At 69.5% G+C, this 16578-nt stretch carries 16 protein-coding genes and 1 tRNA gene; 7 read left to right on the forward strand and 10 right to left on the reverse strand.

Features of this window, described 5'->3' with window-relative positions:
• Positions 1–90 precede the first annotated feature (90 nt).
• A complete protein-coding gene (locus GZ997_RS06280) occupies positions 91–831 on the forward strand; it encodes a glutamine amidotransferase (protein ID WP_161923299.1) in 741 nt (246 codons plus the stop codon).
• Positions 832–906: 75 nt separating this feature from the next.
• Positions 907–1695, forward strand: a complete 789-nt coding sequence (locus GZ997_RS06285; RefSeq protein WP_162679299.1) for a Sir2 family NAD-dependent protein deacetylase — start codon at positions 907–909, stop codon at positions 1693–1695.
• Between the two features lie 113 nt (positions 1696–1808).
• On the opposite strand, the gene GZ997_RS06290 is transcribed toward GZ997_RS06285, so the two are convergent.
• The 7 genes from GZ997_RS06290 to GZ997_RS06320 form a co-directional block, all read right to left on the reverse strand.
• Positions 1809–2495: an NAD(P)H-binding protein gene (locus tag GZ997_RS06290; protein ID WP_162679274.1), complete on the reverse strand. Its 687-nt coding sequence runs from the start codon at positions 2493–2495 to the stop codon at positions 1809–1811.
• Positions 2496–2665: 170 nt separating this feature from the next.
• Positions 2666–3397: a glutamine amidotransferase gene (locus GZ997_RS06295; protein ID WP_162679275.1), complete on the reverse strand. Its 732-nt coding sequence runs from the start codon at positions 3395–3397 to the stop codon at positions 2666–2668.
• Positions 3398–3472: 75 nt separating this feature from the next.
• The gene (locus tag GZ997_RS06300) at positions 3473–4297 is read right to left on the reverse strand and encodes a purine-nucleoside phosphorylase (RefSeq protein ID WP_162679276.1); all 825 of its coding nucleotides are present in this window, start codon (positions 4295–4297) and stop codon (positions 3473–3475) included.
• 731 nt (positions 4298–5028) lie between these two features.
• Positions 5029–5556: a transposase gene (locus GZ997_RS06305; RefSeq protein ID WP_162679277.1), complete on the reverse strand. Its 528-nt coding sequence runs from the start codon at positions 5554–5556 to the stop codon at positions 5029–5031.
• Positions 5557–5956: 400 nt separating this feature from the next.
• The gene (locus GZ997_RS06310) at positions 5957–6508 is read right to left on the reverse strand and encodes a hypothetical protein (protein ID WP_162679278.1); all 552 of its coding nucleotides are present in this window, start codon (positions 6506–6508) and stop codon (positions 5957–5959) included.
• The gene (locus tag GZ997_RS06315; RefSeq protein ID WP_161923293.1) at positions 6501–6689 is read right to left on the reverse strand and encodes a helix-turn-helix transcriptional regulator; all 189 of its coding nucleotides are present in this window, start codon (positions 6687–6689) and stop codon (positions 6501–6503) included. Before GZ997_RS06315 ends, GZ997_RS06310 begins: the two co-directional genes overlap by 8 nt.
• 141 nt (positions 6690–6830) lie before the next feature.
• A complete protein-coding gene (locus GZ997_RS06320; protein WP_162679279.1) occupies positions 6831–7253 on the reverse strand; it encodes a hypothetical protein in 423 nt (140 codons plus the stop codon).
• Between the two features lie 132 nt (positions 7254–7385).
• On the opposite strand from GZ997_RS06320, the gene GZ997_RS06325 reads away from it, so the two are divergent.
• Entirely contained in the window at positions 7386–7529 is a 144-nt protein-coding gene (locus tag GZ997_RS06325) for a hypothetical protein (RefSeq protein WP_162679280.1), read from the forward strand.
• The gene (hrpB, locus tag GZ997_RS06330; protein ID WP_343212289.1) at positions 7526–10414 is read left to right on the forward strand and encodes an ATP-dependent helicase HrpB; all 2889 of its coding nucleotides are present in this window, start codon (positions 7526–7528) and stop codon (positions 10412–10414) included. Before GZ997_RS06325 ends, hrpB begins: the two co-directional genes overlap by 4 nt.
• 156 nt (positions 10415–10570) lie before the next feature.
• On the opposite strand, the gene GZ997_RS06335 is transcribed toward hrpB, so the two are convergent.
• The 3 genes from GZ997_RS06335 to GZ997_RS06345 form a co-directional block, all read right to left on the reverse strand.
• Positions 10571–10990, reverse strand: a complete 420-nt coding sequence (locus GZ997_RS06335) for a nuclear transport factor 2 family protein (RefSeq protein WP_162679281.1) — start codon at positions 10988–10990, stop codon at positions 10571–10573.
• Between the two features lie 212 nt (positions 10991–11202).
• A tRNA-Ser gene (locus GZ997_RS06340) sits at positions 11203–11291 on the reverse strand.
• 103 nt (positions 11292–11394) lie between these two features.
• Complete coding sequence (locus tag GZ997_RS06345; protein WP_162679301.1) at positions 11395–11832, reverse strand: nucleoside deaminase; 438 nt, start codon at positions 11830–11832, stop codon at positions 11395–11397.
• A 382-nt stretch (positions 11833–12214) separates the two neighbouring features.
• Here GZ997_RS06345 and betT point away from each other — a divergent pair, with 382 nt between their 5' ends.
• The 3 genes from betT (at position 12215) to GZ997_RS06360 (ending at position 16534) form a co-directional block, all read left to right on the forward strand.
• Positions 12215–14344 carry a choline BCCT transporter BetT gene (gene betT, locus GZ997_RS06350; RefSeq protein WP_272927758.1) on the forward strand — a complete coding sequence of 710 codons (2130 nt, stop codon included), beginning with the start codon at positions 12215–12217 and terminating at the stop codon, positions 14342–14344.
• A gap of 83 nt (positions 14345–14427) precedes the next feature.
• Positions 14428–15066: a uracil phosphoribosyltransferase gene (gene upp, locus GZ997_RS06355; protein WP_147681642.1), complete on the forward strand. Its 639-nt coding sequence runs from the start codon at positions 14428–14430 to the stop codon at positions 15064–15066.
• Between the two features lie 100 nt (positions 15067–15166).
• Positions 15167–16534, forward strand: a complete 1368-nt coding sequence (locus GZ997_RS06360; protein ID WP_162679282.1) for a hypothetical protein — start codon at positions 15167–15169, stop codon at positions 16532–16534.
• Positions 16535–16578 lie beyond the last annotated feature (44 nt).

Consider the following 16578-nt stretch of genomic DNA (forward strand, 5'->3'; position numbering starts at 1 on the left):
CCGGTGAGCCGGTACGCCCTCATCGCCGGGTGGGCCGCCCCACCCGTGCGCGGCGCGCTCCACGAGCAAGAAAACCCGTATGGTAATCGCGTGAAGCCCTTCATCATGGTCTCGACGCGTCCCGAGCTTGAAGCCGCGCAGAGCGAATACGACTCCTTCCTCGCCCAGGGCGGCCTCCAGCCGGAATACCTCCAGCACATCCTCCTGGAGGAGGTCGACTACTCCGGCTCTTTCTCAGCCGAGGACGTTTCCGGCGTCTTCATCGGCGGCAGCCCCTACGACATCTCCACCCCCGAGGCCGCCAAGACGCGCACCCAGCTGCGCGTGGAGGAGCAGGTGCGGGAGCTGCTGGCCGTGTCCCTGAGGGAGGGGGTGCCCGTGCTCGCCACCGGCTTCGGCCTGGAGGTGCTCGCCGGCTACCTGGGCACCGCCACTTCCCGCGAGTTCGGCGAGCAGCTCGGCACTACTGACGTCTACCTGACCGCTGCGGGCCGCCAGGACCCGCTGCTGGCGGGGATGCCGCAGACCTTCAGCGCCTTCGTCGGCCACCACGAGGGCGCAGTGGAGGTGCCCGAGCACGCCACCCTGCTGGCCAGCTCTGCGGACTGCCCGGTGCAGATGATCCGGGTCGGTAAGGCCGTCTACGGCACCCAGTTCAATCCGGAGCTCGACGCCGAGCGCTTCGCCCAGCGCGTCTCGGTCTACTCCGACGCCGGCTACGGGGACCCAGGACTGGTGGACAACATCCTGGCGGAGGCCCGCAGCTCGCAGGAGCACGTGGCCGGCCAGGTCATCCGCAACTTCGTGAGCCACTTCGGCCGCGAGGAGTAACCCTTACCATTCCAGCTCAAGGATCGGTCGTGACCACCCGTGACGCAGTCAGCAGTCGAAGCCGTCGCCGAGGTAATGGCCGGCCGCCGCACCCTCGCCGTCACCGGCGCGGGTATCTCCACTGACTCCGGCATCCCCGACTACCGGGGCATGGGCACCACCCCCGTGGAGCCGGTGGACTTCCAGCAATTCGTCACCGACCCGGTGTGGTACCGGTGGGTATGGGCCCGCATTCACTCCACCTGGCGGCTACTGGAGCCGCTGGTCCCGACGCCGGGGCATGTGGCACTGGCCCGGCTGGAGGAGGCCGGACTGCTGACGGGAACGGCCACGCAGAACGTCGACCGGCTCCACTCCCGCGCCGGGCAGCGCGCCGTGTGGGAGCTGCACGGCGCCTACGACCGGGTCGTATGCCTGGACTGCGGGCGCATAACCCCACGCGCGGAGCTGGACACGCGCCTGACCGCATTGAACCCCGACTACCCGCGTGAAACCAACCCGGCCCGCGTGGCCATCACCCCGGAGGCCGACCGGGCCGCCGCCGAGGCCTGCGACTTCAAGGCGGCCCGCTGCGAGCAGTGCGGCGGCCTGCTCAAGCCGGACATCGTCTTCTTCGGTGAGAGCCTGCCGGCCGTCATGGATGAGGCTATGCAGGCGGCCCGGCACTGCGACGTCGTGCTGGTGGCGGGCTCGAGCCTGGCGGTGCTCACGGGCCTGTGGATCGTGCGGCAGGCACTGGCCGGCGGCGCCGAACTAGTAGTAATCAACCGCGGCCCGACGGCCGTGGACGAGTTGGCCGCGATTCGCGTGGAGGGCGGCACCAGCGAGTTCCTCGCCCCACTGGCCGAACGGCTCATAGCCTGAGCCTGCCGCCCGGGCCACGGATCCGCCTGCATGCAGGCCGCCCGCGGACCTGGTGTACAGGCACGCGGGCGGCAGAGGTCGGCGCGGAGTCGGCCCGCCGTTCTCAGTCCGGCTCAGCTGTCCAAGTCGGCGTACTCGGCGGGGACGTCGGCGATCGCCTCGGCAATGGGCGTTTCGCCGTCGCGGAAGGGAATCACCTTCCCGATGCTCGCGGAGTCGGCGAGCACCGCAGCGGCTACGGCGGCCACATTCGCACGCGAGGTCGGCGCCTGCTCACCGCCGTCAAAGCGGCCGACGTCGATACGCCCGGTCGGCTCGTCAAGCGTGAGCAGGCCGGGGCCGAGGATGGTCCAGTCCAGGTCGGAGGAGACCAGGTGGCGGTCCGCTGCCAGTTTCGCCATGGCGTAGGTGCGCAACGGGTGATCCGCCGGCACCGGCTCCTGCCCGTGGGAACCCGCGAAGGAGACCATCACGTAGCGAGACACCGAAGCGTCCCGGGCGGCCTCCATGGAACGGATAGCTGCCTCACGGTCCACCGCCTCGGTGCGCTGCGGGCCGCCCTTGCCGCCGGCGCCGGCGGACCAGACCACGGCGTCGGCCCCGGCGAAGGCCGCCGCAAGCTCCTGCTGGCTGGCGTCCTCCACAGAAACGACCAGCGGGGTGGCGCCGGTGGCGGACACGTCGTCCGCGTGCGCGGGATCGCGGATGAGGGAGATGACGTCGTCGCCGCGCTGAACCAGGAGCGGGGCGAGCAGCAGGGCGACCTTGCCATGGCCGCCGACGATGACGATGCGGGACATGATTCAACCTTCTTCCGTGCGCGGGACGCGACCTACGCGCCCCTCCTCGCACATTGGTGCTCCGTGAACCTCCGTCCACGGGCTTCACTCATCCTGGCACCGTGCCACAGTCGTGTCCATGCCGGTACGCGCCCGTCGGCGCCGGTTACGCCCCGGCCGAACGAGGCCCCTCAACGGGAATAGCGCGCCACGAAGTTGGACAGCACCTTCCACGAGTCGGAGACGTCCTGGCGGCGCACGTCCTCCTGGACCTCGGCGAGGTGGTCGTCGTCGAAGTAGCCGTGGCCGGCGTAGAAGGACAGGCGGTGAGCCAGGTAGTTGCCGTCCAGCTCGGGGTGGAACTGGGTGGCATACAGGTTGGTGCGCATCCGCAGCAGCTGCACGGGGCAGGACGCCGAGCCGGCCAGCACGACCCCGTCGGCGGGCGGAACGGTGACGGCGTCGGTGTGGGCCACGAAGGCGCGGAAGGCCGCCGGAACCCCCTGAAGCAGCGGGTCCTCGCGCCCGGCCTCGGTCAGTTCCACCTGCGGGTAGGAGACCTCCTCCTTGTAGGTGCCGTCCACGACGCCGCCCTCGTGGCGGGTGAGCAGGCCTAGCCCGTAGCAGGCTCCCAGGAAGGGGAAGTCTACGTCTAGTACGCGGGTGACCAGGTCGTCCAACTCGGCCTCGACGCGCAGCTGCACCGGGCTCTTGCGCTCCTGCGGGGTGGAGACGTTGAAGGGGGAGCCGCCGACGATAATGCCGGACCAGTCAGCCAGGTCGATCTCCGGCATGGGTTCGGCCTCGAGGCGGTGGCGGATCAGGGAGGACTCGTCGAGTCCGGTGCGCAGCAGGAAGGCCTCGTATTCGGCGTCGGCGGGCTCATCGTCGGCGCGGGCGGCCAGCATGAGGAAGGGTTTCACAGGGCAGAGACTATTTCCTCACCAGGCTCTGTTCACCCCTTTGTCTCACGTATCACCACTGCCGCGGGGCGCCCCCTACAGGGCGGCGAGCAGTTTCTCCGCCGCAGCCAGGACCACGTCCGGCGCGGGCGCCTGCTGGAACTCGGCCGGGGGCGGCGCGGCGGCGGCACGGCGGCCCGCCGCGGAGCGATCAGCGCCGACGCCGTCGGCCACCGCGTCCACATACGCCAGCCCGGCCACGCGCACACCGCGGGCGGCCAGGGCCATGGCCTCGGCGACCGTATCGGTGACGACGGCGTCCGCACCCAGGGCCGCCAGCACGCGAGCCTCCGTTGGACTTGGGCGCACCGGGCCGGTGGTAAGCGCAACCACGGCGGGGTCGCGCACGCCGTCGAGTCCGGCGAGCTCAGTGGCCAGAGCCTGATCCCAGGCGGCCTCCTGCGGGACAGTCGCGGGAAACAGTGGAACGCCGACCAGGCTCAGGTGATCGCCGATCGTAAGGAGGTCCCCTGGGGCGCAGCCGCCCAGTCCCACCGCCCGGGTGACCAGCAGGGCCGCGCGCACACCTGCGCCGGGGGCGATGCGCGCCAGGGCCGTGGTGCGGCGGGCGGGCTTGCCCTCGAAGAGACTGGTGCGGCCGCGCGCCACAAGCACGCCGCGGCCATCACGGTCGTAGGAGCACAGGGCGTCCTCCTGGCCGGGGCCTGCCGGTGCCGACACGCCCGGCAGGAAGGACAGGCGCACACGGGAGACCGGACGTCCCCAGGCCTCGTCCAGCTCGGCCAGCAGCCAGGGCTCGGCTACGACCATGAGGTCGTGACGCTGCCGGCCAGTGGCCAGGACGATCGAGGCGCCGTCGGGGTCTTCGTCCCAGACTCCGGCTGCGGGCTGTGTGGCCACGGGTGCTCCCTCTTGTGCGTCGTGCATTCGTCTTCCTGAGGAGCCTACCCGCCCGGCCCGGGGCTCGACTCCGTCCGCGGGATGAATACCCCACCGGCCCCCGCAGCCCCCACGGCTACGCGCGGGATCCGACCCCCGGATGAGGGTTATCGGCGCGAATGTGTGTGTGGTTCGGGCGTGTCGTGGTGTTCTAGCTGGTTGGTCCGGCCCGGCCTTTGCGGGTCCTGAGGCCTTCTTCGGGGGTGGGGGTGGTGCCCCATCCTGCGGGGTGCGTACTGGCGCTAGTGGTGGCCTCCGGCGTCGGGGACTGGGCGGCTTTGCATGACACTGCACGACACTGCACGACCCTGGGTGGCACTGCACGACCTTGGTGCGCACTCCACGACCCCGGGGTGGTCGTGCAACGTACACCCCGGTCGTGGAACGCGGCCCGAGGTCGTGCAAGACACGGGGCGGGTAAGCGGTCCGGGCGCCGGATGCGTGTGCCGTGCTTCGTCCCGGCTTTGTCCCGGCGCCGTCCCGGGGTGGATCTAGTGGCGTGGTGGCAGTTGCGGGGTTGTCGGCGCGAGTGTGTGTGCGGTTGGTGCGTGTCGCGGTGTTCTAGCTGGTTCGTCCGGCCCAGCCTTCGCGGGTCCCGAGGTCTTCCTCTGGGGATGGGTGTTGTACCACCGCCTGGGGCCGGTGCGGGCGGCGGTTTCGGGGTCCTGCTCGGCGGTGGTGCGCTGGTTCAGTCAGCACCGGTACAGGGTGGTGTGGTCGCTCAGGGCTACCAGCCACCCGGTGGCCTGCTCGGTGGTGGAGATGCTCAGCAGCTTGCGGGAGTGGCGTAGTAGGGCCTTGCCGGGGGTGGTCTTGGGGCGCAGTGTCAGGTCTCGGACCGTGTCACGGTGTACGTGGATCAGGCACCGCTGGATGGGAGTGTCGGGCCACAGGCTGCGTAGTGCTTTGAGGGCGCCGCCGGCCCCGTCGGTGGTTGCCAGGTCGGGCGGGGCCAGGTCGGCTAGCAGCGCCTGGTAGGCCGCCGCGCTCTCGGACGCGGCCCACTGCCAGCCGATCACGTATGTGGGACTGCGGGCTACCAGGAGCACCCATTTGTGGGCCAGCCACATCCCGTCGATGAAGATCAGGGAGTGCACCTGGCCGGTAGCCGGCGGCTTGGGGACGGGGACGTCCCAGCACCAGGCCATCCGGCGGCCAAACGCCCTGTCGCTACCGCCGGCGGCGTCGGCCTGGGAGCGAGTGCCGGTCCCCCACGCCACGAACGTGGTGAGGTCTTCTACCTGCCTGGGCGTGGTGCCGTCCTGAGCGGGTGCCTGATCGCGGCGGCTTCGGGTGGTCCAGGCCCCACAGTCCTTGCACCTCCAGCGCGGGTGCCGGGCGGTGGTGGAGCCGTTACGAATCATCCCGCAGCCGCATACCACACAACGCGGCCTGTTAACGCGGGGCATGCTGAATCATGCCCCATCCCCAATCAACCCCGATCCTCCCCCATTATTTCAACGAAAAACCCCGATCCCACACACACATCAGCGCCGATTACTCCCGGATGAAGACCCGGGTACGGGCAGCACCGGCTCGGCGCGTCGCACAAGCGCAGCCGTATGGCTGCATGGCCGCATGGCCGCGGCGGCACGCTACGTGCGCGCAGCGCGGACCCGCTCACATAGTGCGCTCGTAGTAGAAGCGCGAGCCGTACAGGATGATGATGTTGATCCACATGCCGCCGACGGCGGCAGTGCCCAGGTCGATCTCCGCACCGAGCAGCGCGACGATCACCGCCCCCAGGACCACGTACCAGGCCACTTTCCCGGTCATCGCCCAGGCGGACTTCCAGATCTGCTCATCGCGCTCGTCCTGGGTGCCGTCCAGCGCGCGCGAGTAGGAGCTGCCGCCGCGCCGACGCACCCACCTGCCGATCAGCCAGAGGGCGAAGATACCCATCGCGACACCGCTGACGTAACCACTCAGGGAGTCCGCCTCACGGCGCGCGGGGTCATACACCCAGGCGACCGTAACGACTATGAGCATGACAATAGAGAGGACTGCGGTGATAGTCCTTGTCTTGCGCCGCCGAGCCGCCTTCGCCGCCGCCTGCGGGTTGCTCACCGCGGGGATGCGCGAGTTGCCACGTTCAGGCGCATGCTCCGGCGCATGACGGTTGCCGGAAGCGTCGGCGGCGGGCGTACCGGCGCCGTCGGGCAGGTCAGGCATGGAAGATCTCCTCGACTGCTTTGCCGAAGTAGCGGGCGATGGCAATGGCCAGCGGCAGGGATGGGTCGTAGCGGCCCTTCTCAATGGAGTTGATGGACTGGCGGGACACGCCGACGACCTCTCCCAGCTGGGCCTGGGTGAGACCCCTGGCCTCGCGCAGGGCGCGCACGTCGTTCTCCATCGTCGGACTCCTCTGTAGCTTCAGCACGATAGTAGCGAAGGCTCCGGCGGCAGGCCCTGGCGCGCGAGGCAGGGCCTGCCGCGGTCCGCAACCGCAGACTGATACCGCAGGAGCGGCTGACCCTAGCGCAGGGAGAACAGCTCACGCCTCCGCTTTCCCATTCACCTGCCCCCGGGCGGCAACGACCACCGCATTGCCTGCGACGCTAACAAGCAGAACGGCGATTCCTGCGCCACTGAGCACGAGACTTCCATTCGTAGAGCCAACCAGCTGGGCAGCGAGGGAGGCACCCAGGCCGAGCTGCAAAAGGGCAGCCCACAGGCCAGTCATCTCCGGGGAGCCCACAGACACTGCCGGAGCCCCGGAGCGGCGCCGGGCGTAGCGGCGGACAAGCCCATACAACACACCCGCCAGCGCACCGCCGATGGTCAGCCCGAGGCCGAGGTCGAGCAAGAAGCGGCGCTGACCGGGCAGGACCGTGGCGATCACGGCGCCTACCAGCAACGCCGCAGCGACGATCACAATCAGGCGGGTCCTCATCGTTTGCGCAGCTAACCAGTTCATGGCGGAGTCCTTTCGGATCAGCTTTCAGACGGGGCTTCGTGTCCGTATTCACGGAGGCGCAGCCACCGGGATCAACCCAGCAGCTCACGTCCAGCTCCCTTGACATGACTAGCATGCTTGACATCGTCGCTCATGTCAAGCTTGCTTGCCCACCGTGACATCTGGTCACCTGCGCTCACCCGCCGCGTGGAGGCGGCAGCACCCGGCGTCGTGCAAGCCCGTCGTGCGCTCGCGGTAGGTGCGCGCGCCGTGGATGCGGGCATGATGGGCGGGTGAAGCAGACCGCGGACCCCGTCGCCCGACTCCTGGCCGACCCGCCAGGTCTGCCCGTCGTCGCCGCTCTGCCCCGACTGCGCGCACTGCTCACGTCTGGCTCGGACCACGACGCCGCAGCAGACGCCGCCATGAACCAGCCGACACCCACCACCCCGCTATCGCCGCGGGCCGCCCTCCCCACATCCACGTCCGACGTCGCCACATCCACGTCCACCACCAGCAAACCCGCATCTGCCGTCGTGGTCACCGCTCCGCCCGGCACCGGCAAGACCACGCTCGTCCCGCCCCTGGTAGCAGACGCCCTCGCCCACCCTGTCGTAGGCGCCGACGGGCAGGTCGACGCGCATCGCCCCGACCGCGTCATCGTCACCCAACCTCGACGCGTGGCCGCACGGGCCGCCGCCCGCCGCCTGGCCTCCCTGCTGGGCGAGGATGTCGGTGAGACGGTCGGCTACGCGGTGCGCGGCGAGCGCCGCACCTCGGCCCGCACCCGCATTGAGGTGGTCACCGCCGGACTGCTGCTGCGCCGCCTGCAGGGCGACCCGGAGCTTGCCGGCGTGTCCGCGGTGATCCTGGACGAGGTGCACGAGCGCTCCCTGGAGTCGGACCTGCTGCTGGCGCTACTGCTGGATGCGCGCGCCGCCCTGCGCGAGGACCTGACGGTGGTCGCCATGTCCGCCACTGCCGACCTGACGCGCCTGCCCGTACTACTAGGCGGCGCCGCCACTCCGGCACCGGTGGTTGAGGTGCCCGGCGTGCTGCACCCGCTTGAGGAGTTCTGGGCGCCGCCGCCGTCGGGCACCTCCCGCCTCGGTCCGCGCGGGGTGCCGCGAGAGTTCCTCGCGCACGTGGCCGCCACAGTGCTGCGCGCGCTGGCGGAGCGGGACGGGGATGTGCTGGTCTTCCTGCCCGGCGCCCGCGAGGTCGACGACGTCGTCGCCCGGCTGCGCGAGGCCGTCCGGGGCGACGAGGCACAGCCCGTAAGCGCAGCCGGTCGTAACGCACCTACCGTTCGGGTGCTGCCGCTGCACGGGCGCCTGCCCGCCCCTGCCCAGGACACCGCGCTGGCGCCGGTGGCCGGGGCGCGGCGGGTGATCGTGTCCACCGACGTGGCCGAGTCCTCCCTGACGGTTCCGGGCGTACGCATCGTGGTGGACGCCACCCTTGCCCGCGAGCCGCGCCTGGACGTGGCCCGGGGCATGTCCGGCCTAGTGACTGTTGGCGAGTCCCGGGCGGCCGGCATCCAGCGGGCCGGGCGGGCAGCGCGCACCGGGCCTGGCGCCGTCTACCGCTGCTGCACACAGGTGGACTGGGCACGAGCCGCCGCCGCGCCGACCCCTGAGATCCTGACCGCGGACCTGACCCGTACCGCCCTGGAGCTGGCCGCCTGGGGCGTGCCCGGAGGGGAGGAGCTGGCCTGGATCGACCCGCCGCCCGCCCCGGCACTGGCAGCGGCCACCGACACGCTGCGCCGCCTTGGCCTGCTTGACGCCGGCGCCGTGACCGCGCTGGGCCGCGCCGTGGCCGCCATCCCGGCGGACGTGCGGTTGGCACGGGCGCTTTTGGCGGCCACCGGCGCGATCGGCCTGCGGCGCGCCGCCGAGGCGACCACGCTGCTGAGCGCCGACCTGCGCGCACCCCAAGCCGACCTGACCGAGCTGGCGCGCAGCGTCCGCCGTGACCCGGAGGAGCGAGCCTGGAGGGAGGAGGCGCGACGCCTGGAACAGGCTGCACGTCGGCACCCGGCCGGGGAATCCGCCGCCCCGCTTGCAGCCGCCACCACCCAGCCTGGCGCAGAGCGCAGCGGGGCCGGCACGAAGGCGGCCAACGACGCTGCCACCGGCATGGGTGGACTGATTGGCCCGGCGGCAGCTGACGCCGTCGGGCTGGTTGCGGCGCTGGCGCACCCGGAGTGGATTGCCCGCCGTCGTGGCCCAGCACCGGCTGCGGGGCGGTCCGCCGGCTATGCGAGCGTCGGCGGGACCGGGCTGCGACTGCCGCCTGGTTCTGCGCTGGCCTCCGCCCTGTGGCTGTCGGTCGCCGACGTAGACCGCACCCCGGGAACTGCAGACGCGACGATCCGCGCGGCTGCACCGATTGATGAGACGCTCGCGCTGGCGGTGGCCGATGCCTGGCTGACCGAGGACGCGCACACCCGCTGGGACGGGGACCGGCTGCGGGTGGAACGGGTGCGCCGTCTGGGTGCGATCTCGCTGACCTCCGTTTCCGTCGGGGCACCGACACCGGCGCAGGTGGCGGACGCCGTCATCAAGCGGTGCCGCGACGAGGGGCTTGGCGTGCTGCCCTGGCGCGGCGGCGCCGAGCTGCGGGCGCGGCTGGCGCTGCTGCACCGGGAGCTGGGTGGACCCTGGCCGGACGTGGGGGACGCGGCACTCCTGGAGCGGGTGCGCGAGTGGCTGGTTCCGGGCGTGCAGGCGCTGGCGGACAAGTCCGGCGGGCACTTGGACCTAAGCCGACTGGATATGACGGCGTGCCTGCGCGCCCTTCTGCCCTGGCCCGAGGCCGCGCGCCTGGAAGAGCTGGTGCCGGAGCGGCTCCTGGTGCCGTCGGGCTCGCAGGTGCGCGTGGACTACCTGGACGAGCGAGGCGAGGCGTTGAAACGTCCGGTGCTGGCGGTGCGGGTGCAGGAGTGCTTCGGCTGGGCTGATACACCGCGGATCGTGGACGGGCGCGTGGGCGTGGTGATCCACTTGCTGTCCCCGGCGCGGCGACCGGTGGCAATCACCGATGACCTGCGCTCGTTCTGGCGGAATGGTTACCCGCAGGTGCGCGCCGAGATGCGCGGGCGCTACCCCAAGCATGCCTGGCCGGAGGACCCGTGGACCGCGCCGGCCACCCGCGGCACCGGCAGACGCCCTAGCTAGCGGTGTCCCTTCGCCTTAGGAGCTCGCCCTTGTCACCAGATGCACCACTTTTCCAAGTGCCTACCCTCTTCAGGTACGCCTAATCGCATGATCCCGCGAGTGACTCGGCAGATACGGCAACGGCTGGGCGTAAAGCGGTGCATTTCATGACACCGTCTAGAACCGGCTCGCGTCCAGGCGGCGGAAGCGCCACCCGGTCGGGTTGCGCGCGGTGCCGGCGGCGGAATCCGGGACCACGTATCCGAGGATCTGCAGGTTCCAGGTGCCGCGTACGCCCCAAACCGTAGCCTCGGTGCGGGAGCGGCCGCGGACCACGGGGAATCCGTCGGAGGTTCCGGTCTCTGCAGAGACGAACTGCGAGGCGTGGTAGGCCAGAGTGCCTTCGCGAATGTCGGACAGCCACTCGACCTTGGGCTGGGGGTAGCCGGTCATATGGGTCAGCACGCAGTCCTCGGTGAGCAGGGCGTCGATGGCGGCCGTGTCCGCCGCAACCATGGCGTCGCACAGCCGGCGGTAAAGCTCGATCGACGCGTCTTCGGAGTCGGCCGGGTGCACGGGCGGATTCGTCGCAGTCATGGCGCTGACTTTATGGCTGCGCGGCGGCACCGAACCAGGCCCTGGCAGGAACCCGAAGCTGTGCCGACAACGATCGGCGGGCGCATAGCACCCGGGCGATGCTTGTTCCGCTGTACCCGTTCCGCTGTACGCACTGGGTCCCCACGGCGGGGAAGCGCTACATGAAAAGATCCCCGGACTCCGACTTTTCGCCTGGATTCCGGGGATCGGTTTGGCGGTAGCGCTGGGATTCGAACCCAGGGTGGCTATGAACCACACAGACTTTCGAGATCTGCACCTTCGGCCGCTCGGACACGCTACCTTCGAAAGAGAGCCTACATGCCCGCAGGCCCCAAGCGCACCCACACGGCCTGCGAAGTCGCTCACGGCACCCCGGCCGGCCAGTACCGGAACCGTCCGCTGCACTACCCGGGGCGCCGTGAGGCAAAGAACTCCTGCAGCAACGTCTCGGACTCCTGCGCGCACAGCCCGGCCACCACCTCCACCTGGTGATTGGCACGCGAATCACGCAGCACATCCCGCATGCTGCCGCATGCACCAGTCTTCGGCTCCCACGCGCCGAACACCACCCGCTCCAAGCGGGCCAGCTGAGCAGCACCTGCACACATGGTGCACGGCTCCAGCGTGACCACCAGGGTGCAGCCATCCAGGTGAGACCTGCCCAGCACCGCCCCCGCCGCCCGCAGGGCAAGGATCTCGGCATGCGCCGTCGGGTCGTTCTGCGCCTCACGAGCATTGGCCGCCCCGGCGAGCACTGCGCCACCGGGTGCCAGCACCACCGCACCCACGGGCACCTCCCCGGACTCGCCCGCCGCGCGCGCCAGCGCCAGCGCCCGACGCATGGCGCCGTGGTAGCGCCGCTGGGTGATACCTGGAAGAGTCACACCCCCACCCTGCCACAGTCCACTTCCGCCCCTCGATCGGGTCAGAGCCCAATCCGGCGCCTCAACAGGGCCGCATCATCGGGCAGTTTGCGAGGCGCGGAAGGGAAATGTGGGAAGAATCTCGCCGACGCCCATTTATCGCTGACCTCATGCGGCTGTCAAGTCCACCCAACGTAGCCGCCCCAGGGGCCTTCACTTGCGGACGCGCACAAACCCTGAAAGATTCACAATCTTGTAAACGTCCTCATGGTCACGCGTTGAAGGCCATGTGCACGCCGATCACACCAGCAGTGCATCAACAGCACAATGGTGACGCATACCCTGCATCAAGGAGTGCCACGTGTCTGATTCCCCTAGCACGACTAGCAATCAGCCAACACCACTAGCATCCGCAGCCCCTGAGCAGCGCAGACTCAACACGGTGGTCTTCGCCGTCTCAGCAGCCATCATCGCCACCATCGCCGGCGCCGCGATCATCGCCCCGGAGACGGTCTCAGCTGCCTTCAATGCTGCCGTTTCCTGGGCCGGACGCTGGTTCGGCTCCTTCTACATCCTGCTGGTGACGGCAGCGCTGTTGTTCGTGATCGTCCTGGCGCTGTCGAAGTTCGGGAAGATCCGCCTGGGCCCGGACAACTCCACCCCGGACTTCTCCACCTTCTCCTGGGCCGCCATGCTCTTCGCCGCGGGCGTGGGTACGGGAATCATGTTCTATGCGGTCGCCGAACCGGTGGCCCAGTACATGAGCCCGCCGACCGGTGACGCCCAGACCGTGGAGGCGGCGCGCAACGGCATCGTGTTGACCCTGCTCCACTACGGCATCAGCGGCTGGGGCCTGTACTCGATCCTCGGCATGGCACTTGGCTACTTCGCCTACCGCCGCCACCAGCCGCTGGCGGTCCGCTCCACCCTGCGCCCGCTGCTCGGCGAACGCGTGGACGGTCGGCTCGGCGACGTCGTCGACGCCGCCGCCCTGGTAGGCGGGGCCGTTGGCATCTCCGCCTCGCTCGGTGTGGGCGTCGTCCAGTTGAATGTCGCCCTCACCATCCTGTTCGGCCTGCCGCAGGGGACCGCCACCCAGATCGGCCTGATCGCCCTGAGCGTCCTCATGGCCACCGTTTCCGCCGTTTCCGGCGTCGACCGGGGTGTACGCGTGCTATCCAACATCAACGTGCTGCTCGCCGTCGGGCTGGCCCTATGGGTGCTGCTGACCGGGAACACCTCCTTCCTGATTGATGCCCTGGTGGGCAATATCGGCGACTTCGTCACCCAGTTCCCAGGCCTGACCCTGGAGACCTACGCCTATGACCGTCCCACCGAGTGGCTCAACAGCTGGACACTGTTCTTCTGGGCCTGGTGGATCACCTGGGCCGCCTTCGTCGGCATGTTCCTGGCGCGCATCTCGCGCGGCCGTACCGTGCGCGAGTTCGTGGTCGGCTCCCTGGTGCTGCCCTTCTCCTACGTCACCATGTGGGTGTCGATCTTCGGCAACAGCGCCCTGGACCTGATCCGCTCGGGCAACCTCGAGTTCGCCGAGCTGACGGTGGAGCAGCCGGAGCAGGGGCTGTACACGCTGCTCGGCTACCTGCCCGGAGGGAAGTTCCTGATCGCCCTGGCCCTGTTCATCGGCATCCTGTTCTACGTCACCAGCGCCGACTCCGGAGCCCTGGTAATGGCCAACCTGTCCAGCCGCGCGCTGCCGACCTACCACGGTGACCCGCAGGACGCACCCGCCTGGCTGCGCATCTTCTGGGCGGCCCTGACCGGCGTGCTCACGATCGCCATGCTCGTGGCCGGAGGCATCCCCATCCTGCAGCAGGCAACGATCGTGATGGCCCTGCCGTTCTCCTTCGTGATCATCGCCGTCATGGCGGGGCTGTGGCGGGCAATGCGCACCGAGGCCACCCGCGAGCAGGCCCGCGGCATCGCCAACCGCAACCGCCTGCTGGGGGCCACGGGCACCGCCGCCGGCATGAACCGGATCCCCTGGCGCGACCGGCTGTCGCACACCTTCGACATTGTTTCCCCCGCCCGCGCCCAGCGCGCCATGTCCAACCGCGTAGTCCCGGCCCTGGAGGCGGTCGCCGACGAGTTGCGCAAGGAGGACTTGGTGGCCGAGGTCGTCGTCGCAGGCCCCGAGGCGCAGGACCCCGACGACGTACGCAACTTCCTCGGTTCGGCCACCCTCGTGGTCACGCCCCCGCCCACGCTGGTGCAGGCGACCGAGACGCAGGGCGAGCGCCTCACCGGCTCCCACTTCCGTTACGCGGTGCGCATGGTGCAGGCGCCGGTGCCGGCCTTCGGCGTGGTAGTCCACGAGGCCGACGACCTCACCGTCCGCCTGGAGGTGCGCCCCCGCGGCGGCGGTCAGGGCTACGACGTGATGGACTGGTCGCGCGAGCAGGTCGCCCACGACGTCCTGGACCACTACGAGCGCTGGCTGGAGTACCTGGGCGCCGCCGAGACCGTCTGAGCCGACTGACCTCCAGGAGGCGCGGTCGCGCCGACCCGGCCGACCGCCCCTCCCCCGGGGGACGATTCATCTAGGCTTGACCCATGCGCCTGCACGTTGCCGATCACCCGCTCATTGACCACAAGCTCTCTGTCCTGCGCGATGAGAAGACCCCCTCGGCCGTCTTCCGCCAACTCGTTGACGAGCTGGTCACTCTCCTCGCCTACGAGGCCACCCGCGACGTGCGCACGGAGGAGATCCGCATCAAGACGCCCGTGGCGGAAACGACCGGTCGGCACCTGGCCGAGCCGCGACCAATCGTCGTGCCGATCCTGCGCGCCGGGCTGGGCATGCTCGAGGGCATGACCCGGCTGCTGCCCACCGCCGAGGTCGGCTTCCTGGGTATGAAGCGCAATGAGGACACCCTGGAGGTGGAGACCTACGCCAACCGCCTGCCGGATGACCTGTCCGGGCGGCAGTGCTTCGTCGTCGACCCCATGCTCGCCACCGGCCACACCCTCGTGGCCGCCATCAACTACCTGCTGGAGCGCGGCGCCCGTAATGTCACCGCCATCTGCCTGATCGCCGCGCCGGAGGGCATCGCCACCCTGGAGGCGGCCATCGGCGACCGGGCCGATGTAACCGTGGTCACCGCTGCCCGTGACGACCGCCTCAACGAGCACGCCTACATCGTGCCCGGCCTGGGCGACGCCGGCGACCGCCTGTACGGCATCGTGGACTGAAGGCGGCACCCTTAAAGGCACGGCACCGTCGGGCCGGTGGGCACCTCTCCCCGTGCCCGCCCGCTTCTGTGCGGCGACCGAAGCATTTAGCATCGAGACCATGACTTCCCCGACGCCGTTCCCCGGGCAGTCTGGCCCTGCGCCCGCCGACCAGGACCGGCTCAGCCCACGAGCCATCGGCACCGCCATCCTGGCGGGGCTGCTGGCCTTCGGTGTGGTGCTCGGGGGCGGCCTGGCGCTGGGGCGCGGAAAGGACTACGCCACACCGGCCGCCACCGACCTGGTCACCTACATCTCACCGTCCCCGGACTGGACTGCCGGGGCGGAGCAGACCTGGACCACCACGGTGGCCGCCAACGCCCAGGTCATAACTGTCCCGGGTCATCTACTCACCCTTGAGACCGGGGACAATCCCGCCGATGCGACGCTCACGGCGTACGCGCTGTCTGACTCGGGCGCAGCCAAGTCCTGGTCGGCTCAGGTCGACGCCTCCACGGATGCGGGGGACACGGGCGACGACTTCGACATCCCCATGAAGCCCGCCTACCTCATGTGGGGCAAGAACACTCTCATCCATGACACCACCTTGTACGACCTGGACACCGGCGAGACCCGCGAGGCTCCCTGGTCCTCCAGCGACGGCGTGATGATCGCCGAGGACATTGCCATGGCCTGCGCCTCCGGCGGCAAATGCACCGCGTATCGCGAGGACCAGCCGGATACACCGCAGTGGACCGCAACCATGGAGTACCCCGAACGCTACTTCCAGTACGTGTCAAACTTCTACCAAACGGTATTTGTACGTGATGGCCAACGGTACTGCATTCTCGGGAGCCGCACCATACATAACATCGACACCGGTGAGCGGGTTCCCCTCACCATCCCGGTCCCGGAGGAGAACATCGTCGGGTACGGCACTTATGCGACGACCGATGGCTGGATGATTTATCTGACCGACTTCAGCAACCGGAACACTGTCTACGCATTTCCCCCTGAAGGCGGCGAGCCAATCGACTCCTATGCGGACAGCGAGGCTGGGGCCAACAATCAGTCGTCTGTCAGCACCTACAGGGCACGTTCGCAGGCTGAGCTTAAGGACCGATTCGCCGACGGCTCAACCGAGACCTTGCTCGGCATAGTGAACCGCGATGACAACAACTGCGCCCAGTCGGTTGAGGTCATTGACAAACGAACGATTGAGGTTACGCAGTTCACCGACGACCTCTCCTGCCTGTCAGCAATCCATATCTCTGAGGACCGCACCGTAATGACGGCCGGCCTCGGGGCAGCCGACGCCCAGGATGTTCTGACCTTCCGCCTGATGTACAACGCCGACACCGGAGAGGAGATCACCTTCCCCGGGATGGACACGAGCTCGGGCGCCCTCTTCGACCTCGTAGCCGAGGACTACGCCATCGGCTACGACCCGGCCACCGGCACGCTGATCGGCTACCGCCCCGCCTCCTGATCAAGCTCGCCCCGTCTCACCGCGCGAATCGCTACCTGCCGCCC

The organism is Actinomyces sp. 565 (assembly GCF_010365615.1).
GTDB lineage: Bacteria > Actinomycetota > Actinomycetes > Actinomycetales > Actinomycetaceae > Actinomyces.

Bases quoted from the DNA above. Each gene is read 5' to 3' on its own strand.
- GZ997_RS06285 (WP_162679299.1), top strand. From the start codon at position 907: ATGGCCGGCCGCCGCACCCTCGCCGTCACCGGCGCGGGTATCTCCACT.
- GZ997_RS06290 (WP_162679274.1), bottom strand. From the start codon at position 2,495: ATGTCCCGCATCGTCATCGTCGGCGGCCATGGCAAGGTCGCCCTGCTG.
- GZ997_RS06310 (WP_162679278.1), bottom strand. From the start codon at position 6,508: ATGCCTGACCTGCCCGACGGCGCCGGTACGCCCGCCGCCGACGCTTCC.
- GZ997_RS06315 (WP_161923293.1), bottom strand. From the start codon at position 6,689: ATGGAGAACGACGTGCGCGCCCTGCGCGAGGCCAGGGGTCTCACCCAG.
- GZ997_RS06320 (WP_162679279.1), bottom strand. From the start codon at position 7,253: ATGAACTGGTTAGCTGCGCAAACGATGAGGACCCGCCTGATTGTGATC.
- GZ997_RS06325 (WP_162679280.1), top strand. From the start codon at position 7,386: ATGTCAAGCTTGCTTGCCCACCGTGACATCTGGTCACCTGCGCTCACC.
- GZ997_RS06335 (WP_162679281.1), bottom strand. From the start codon at position 10,990: ATGACTGCGACGAATCCGCCCGTGCACCCGGCCGACTCCGAAGACGCG.
- GZ997_RS06345 (WP_162679301.1), bottom strand. From the start codon at position 11,832: ATGCGTCGGGCGCTGGCGCTGGCGCGCGCGGCGGGCGAGTCCGGGGAG.
- upp (WP_147681642.1), top strand. From the start codon at position 14,428: ATGCGCCTGCACGTTGCCGATCACCCGCTCATTGACCACAAGCTCTCT.
- GZ997_RS06360 (WP_162679282.1), top strand. From the start codon at position 15,167: ATGACTTCCCCGACGCCGTTCCCCGGGCAGTCTGGCCCTGCGCCCGCC.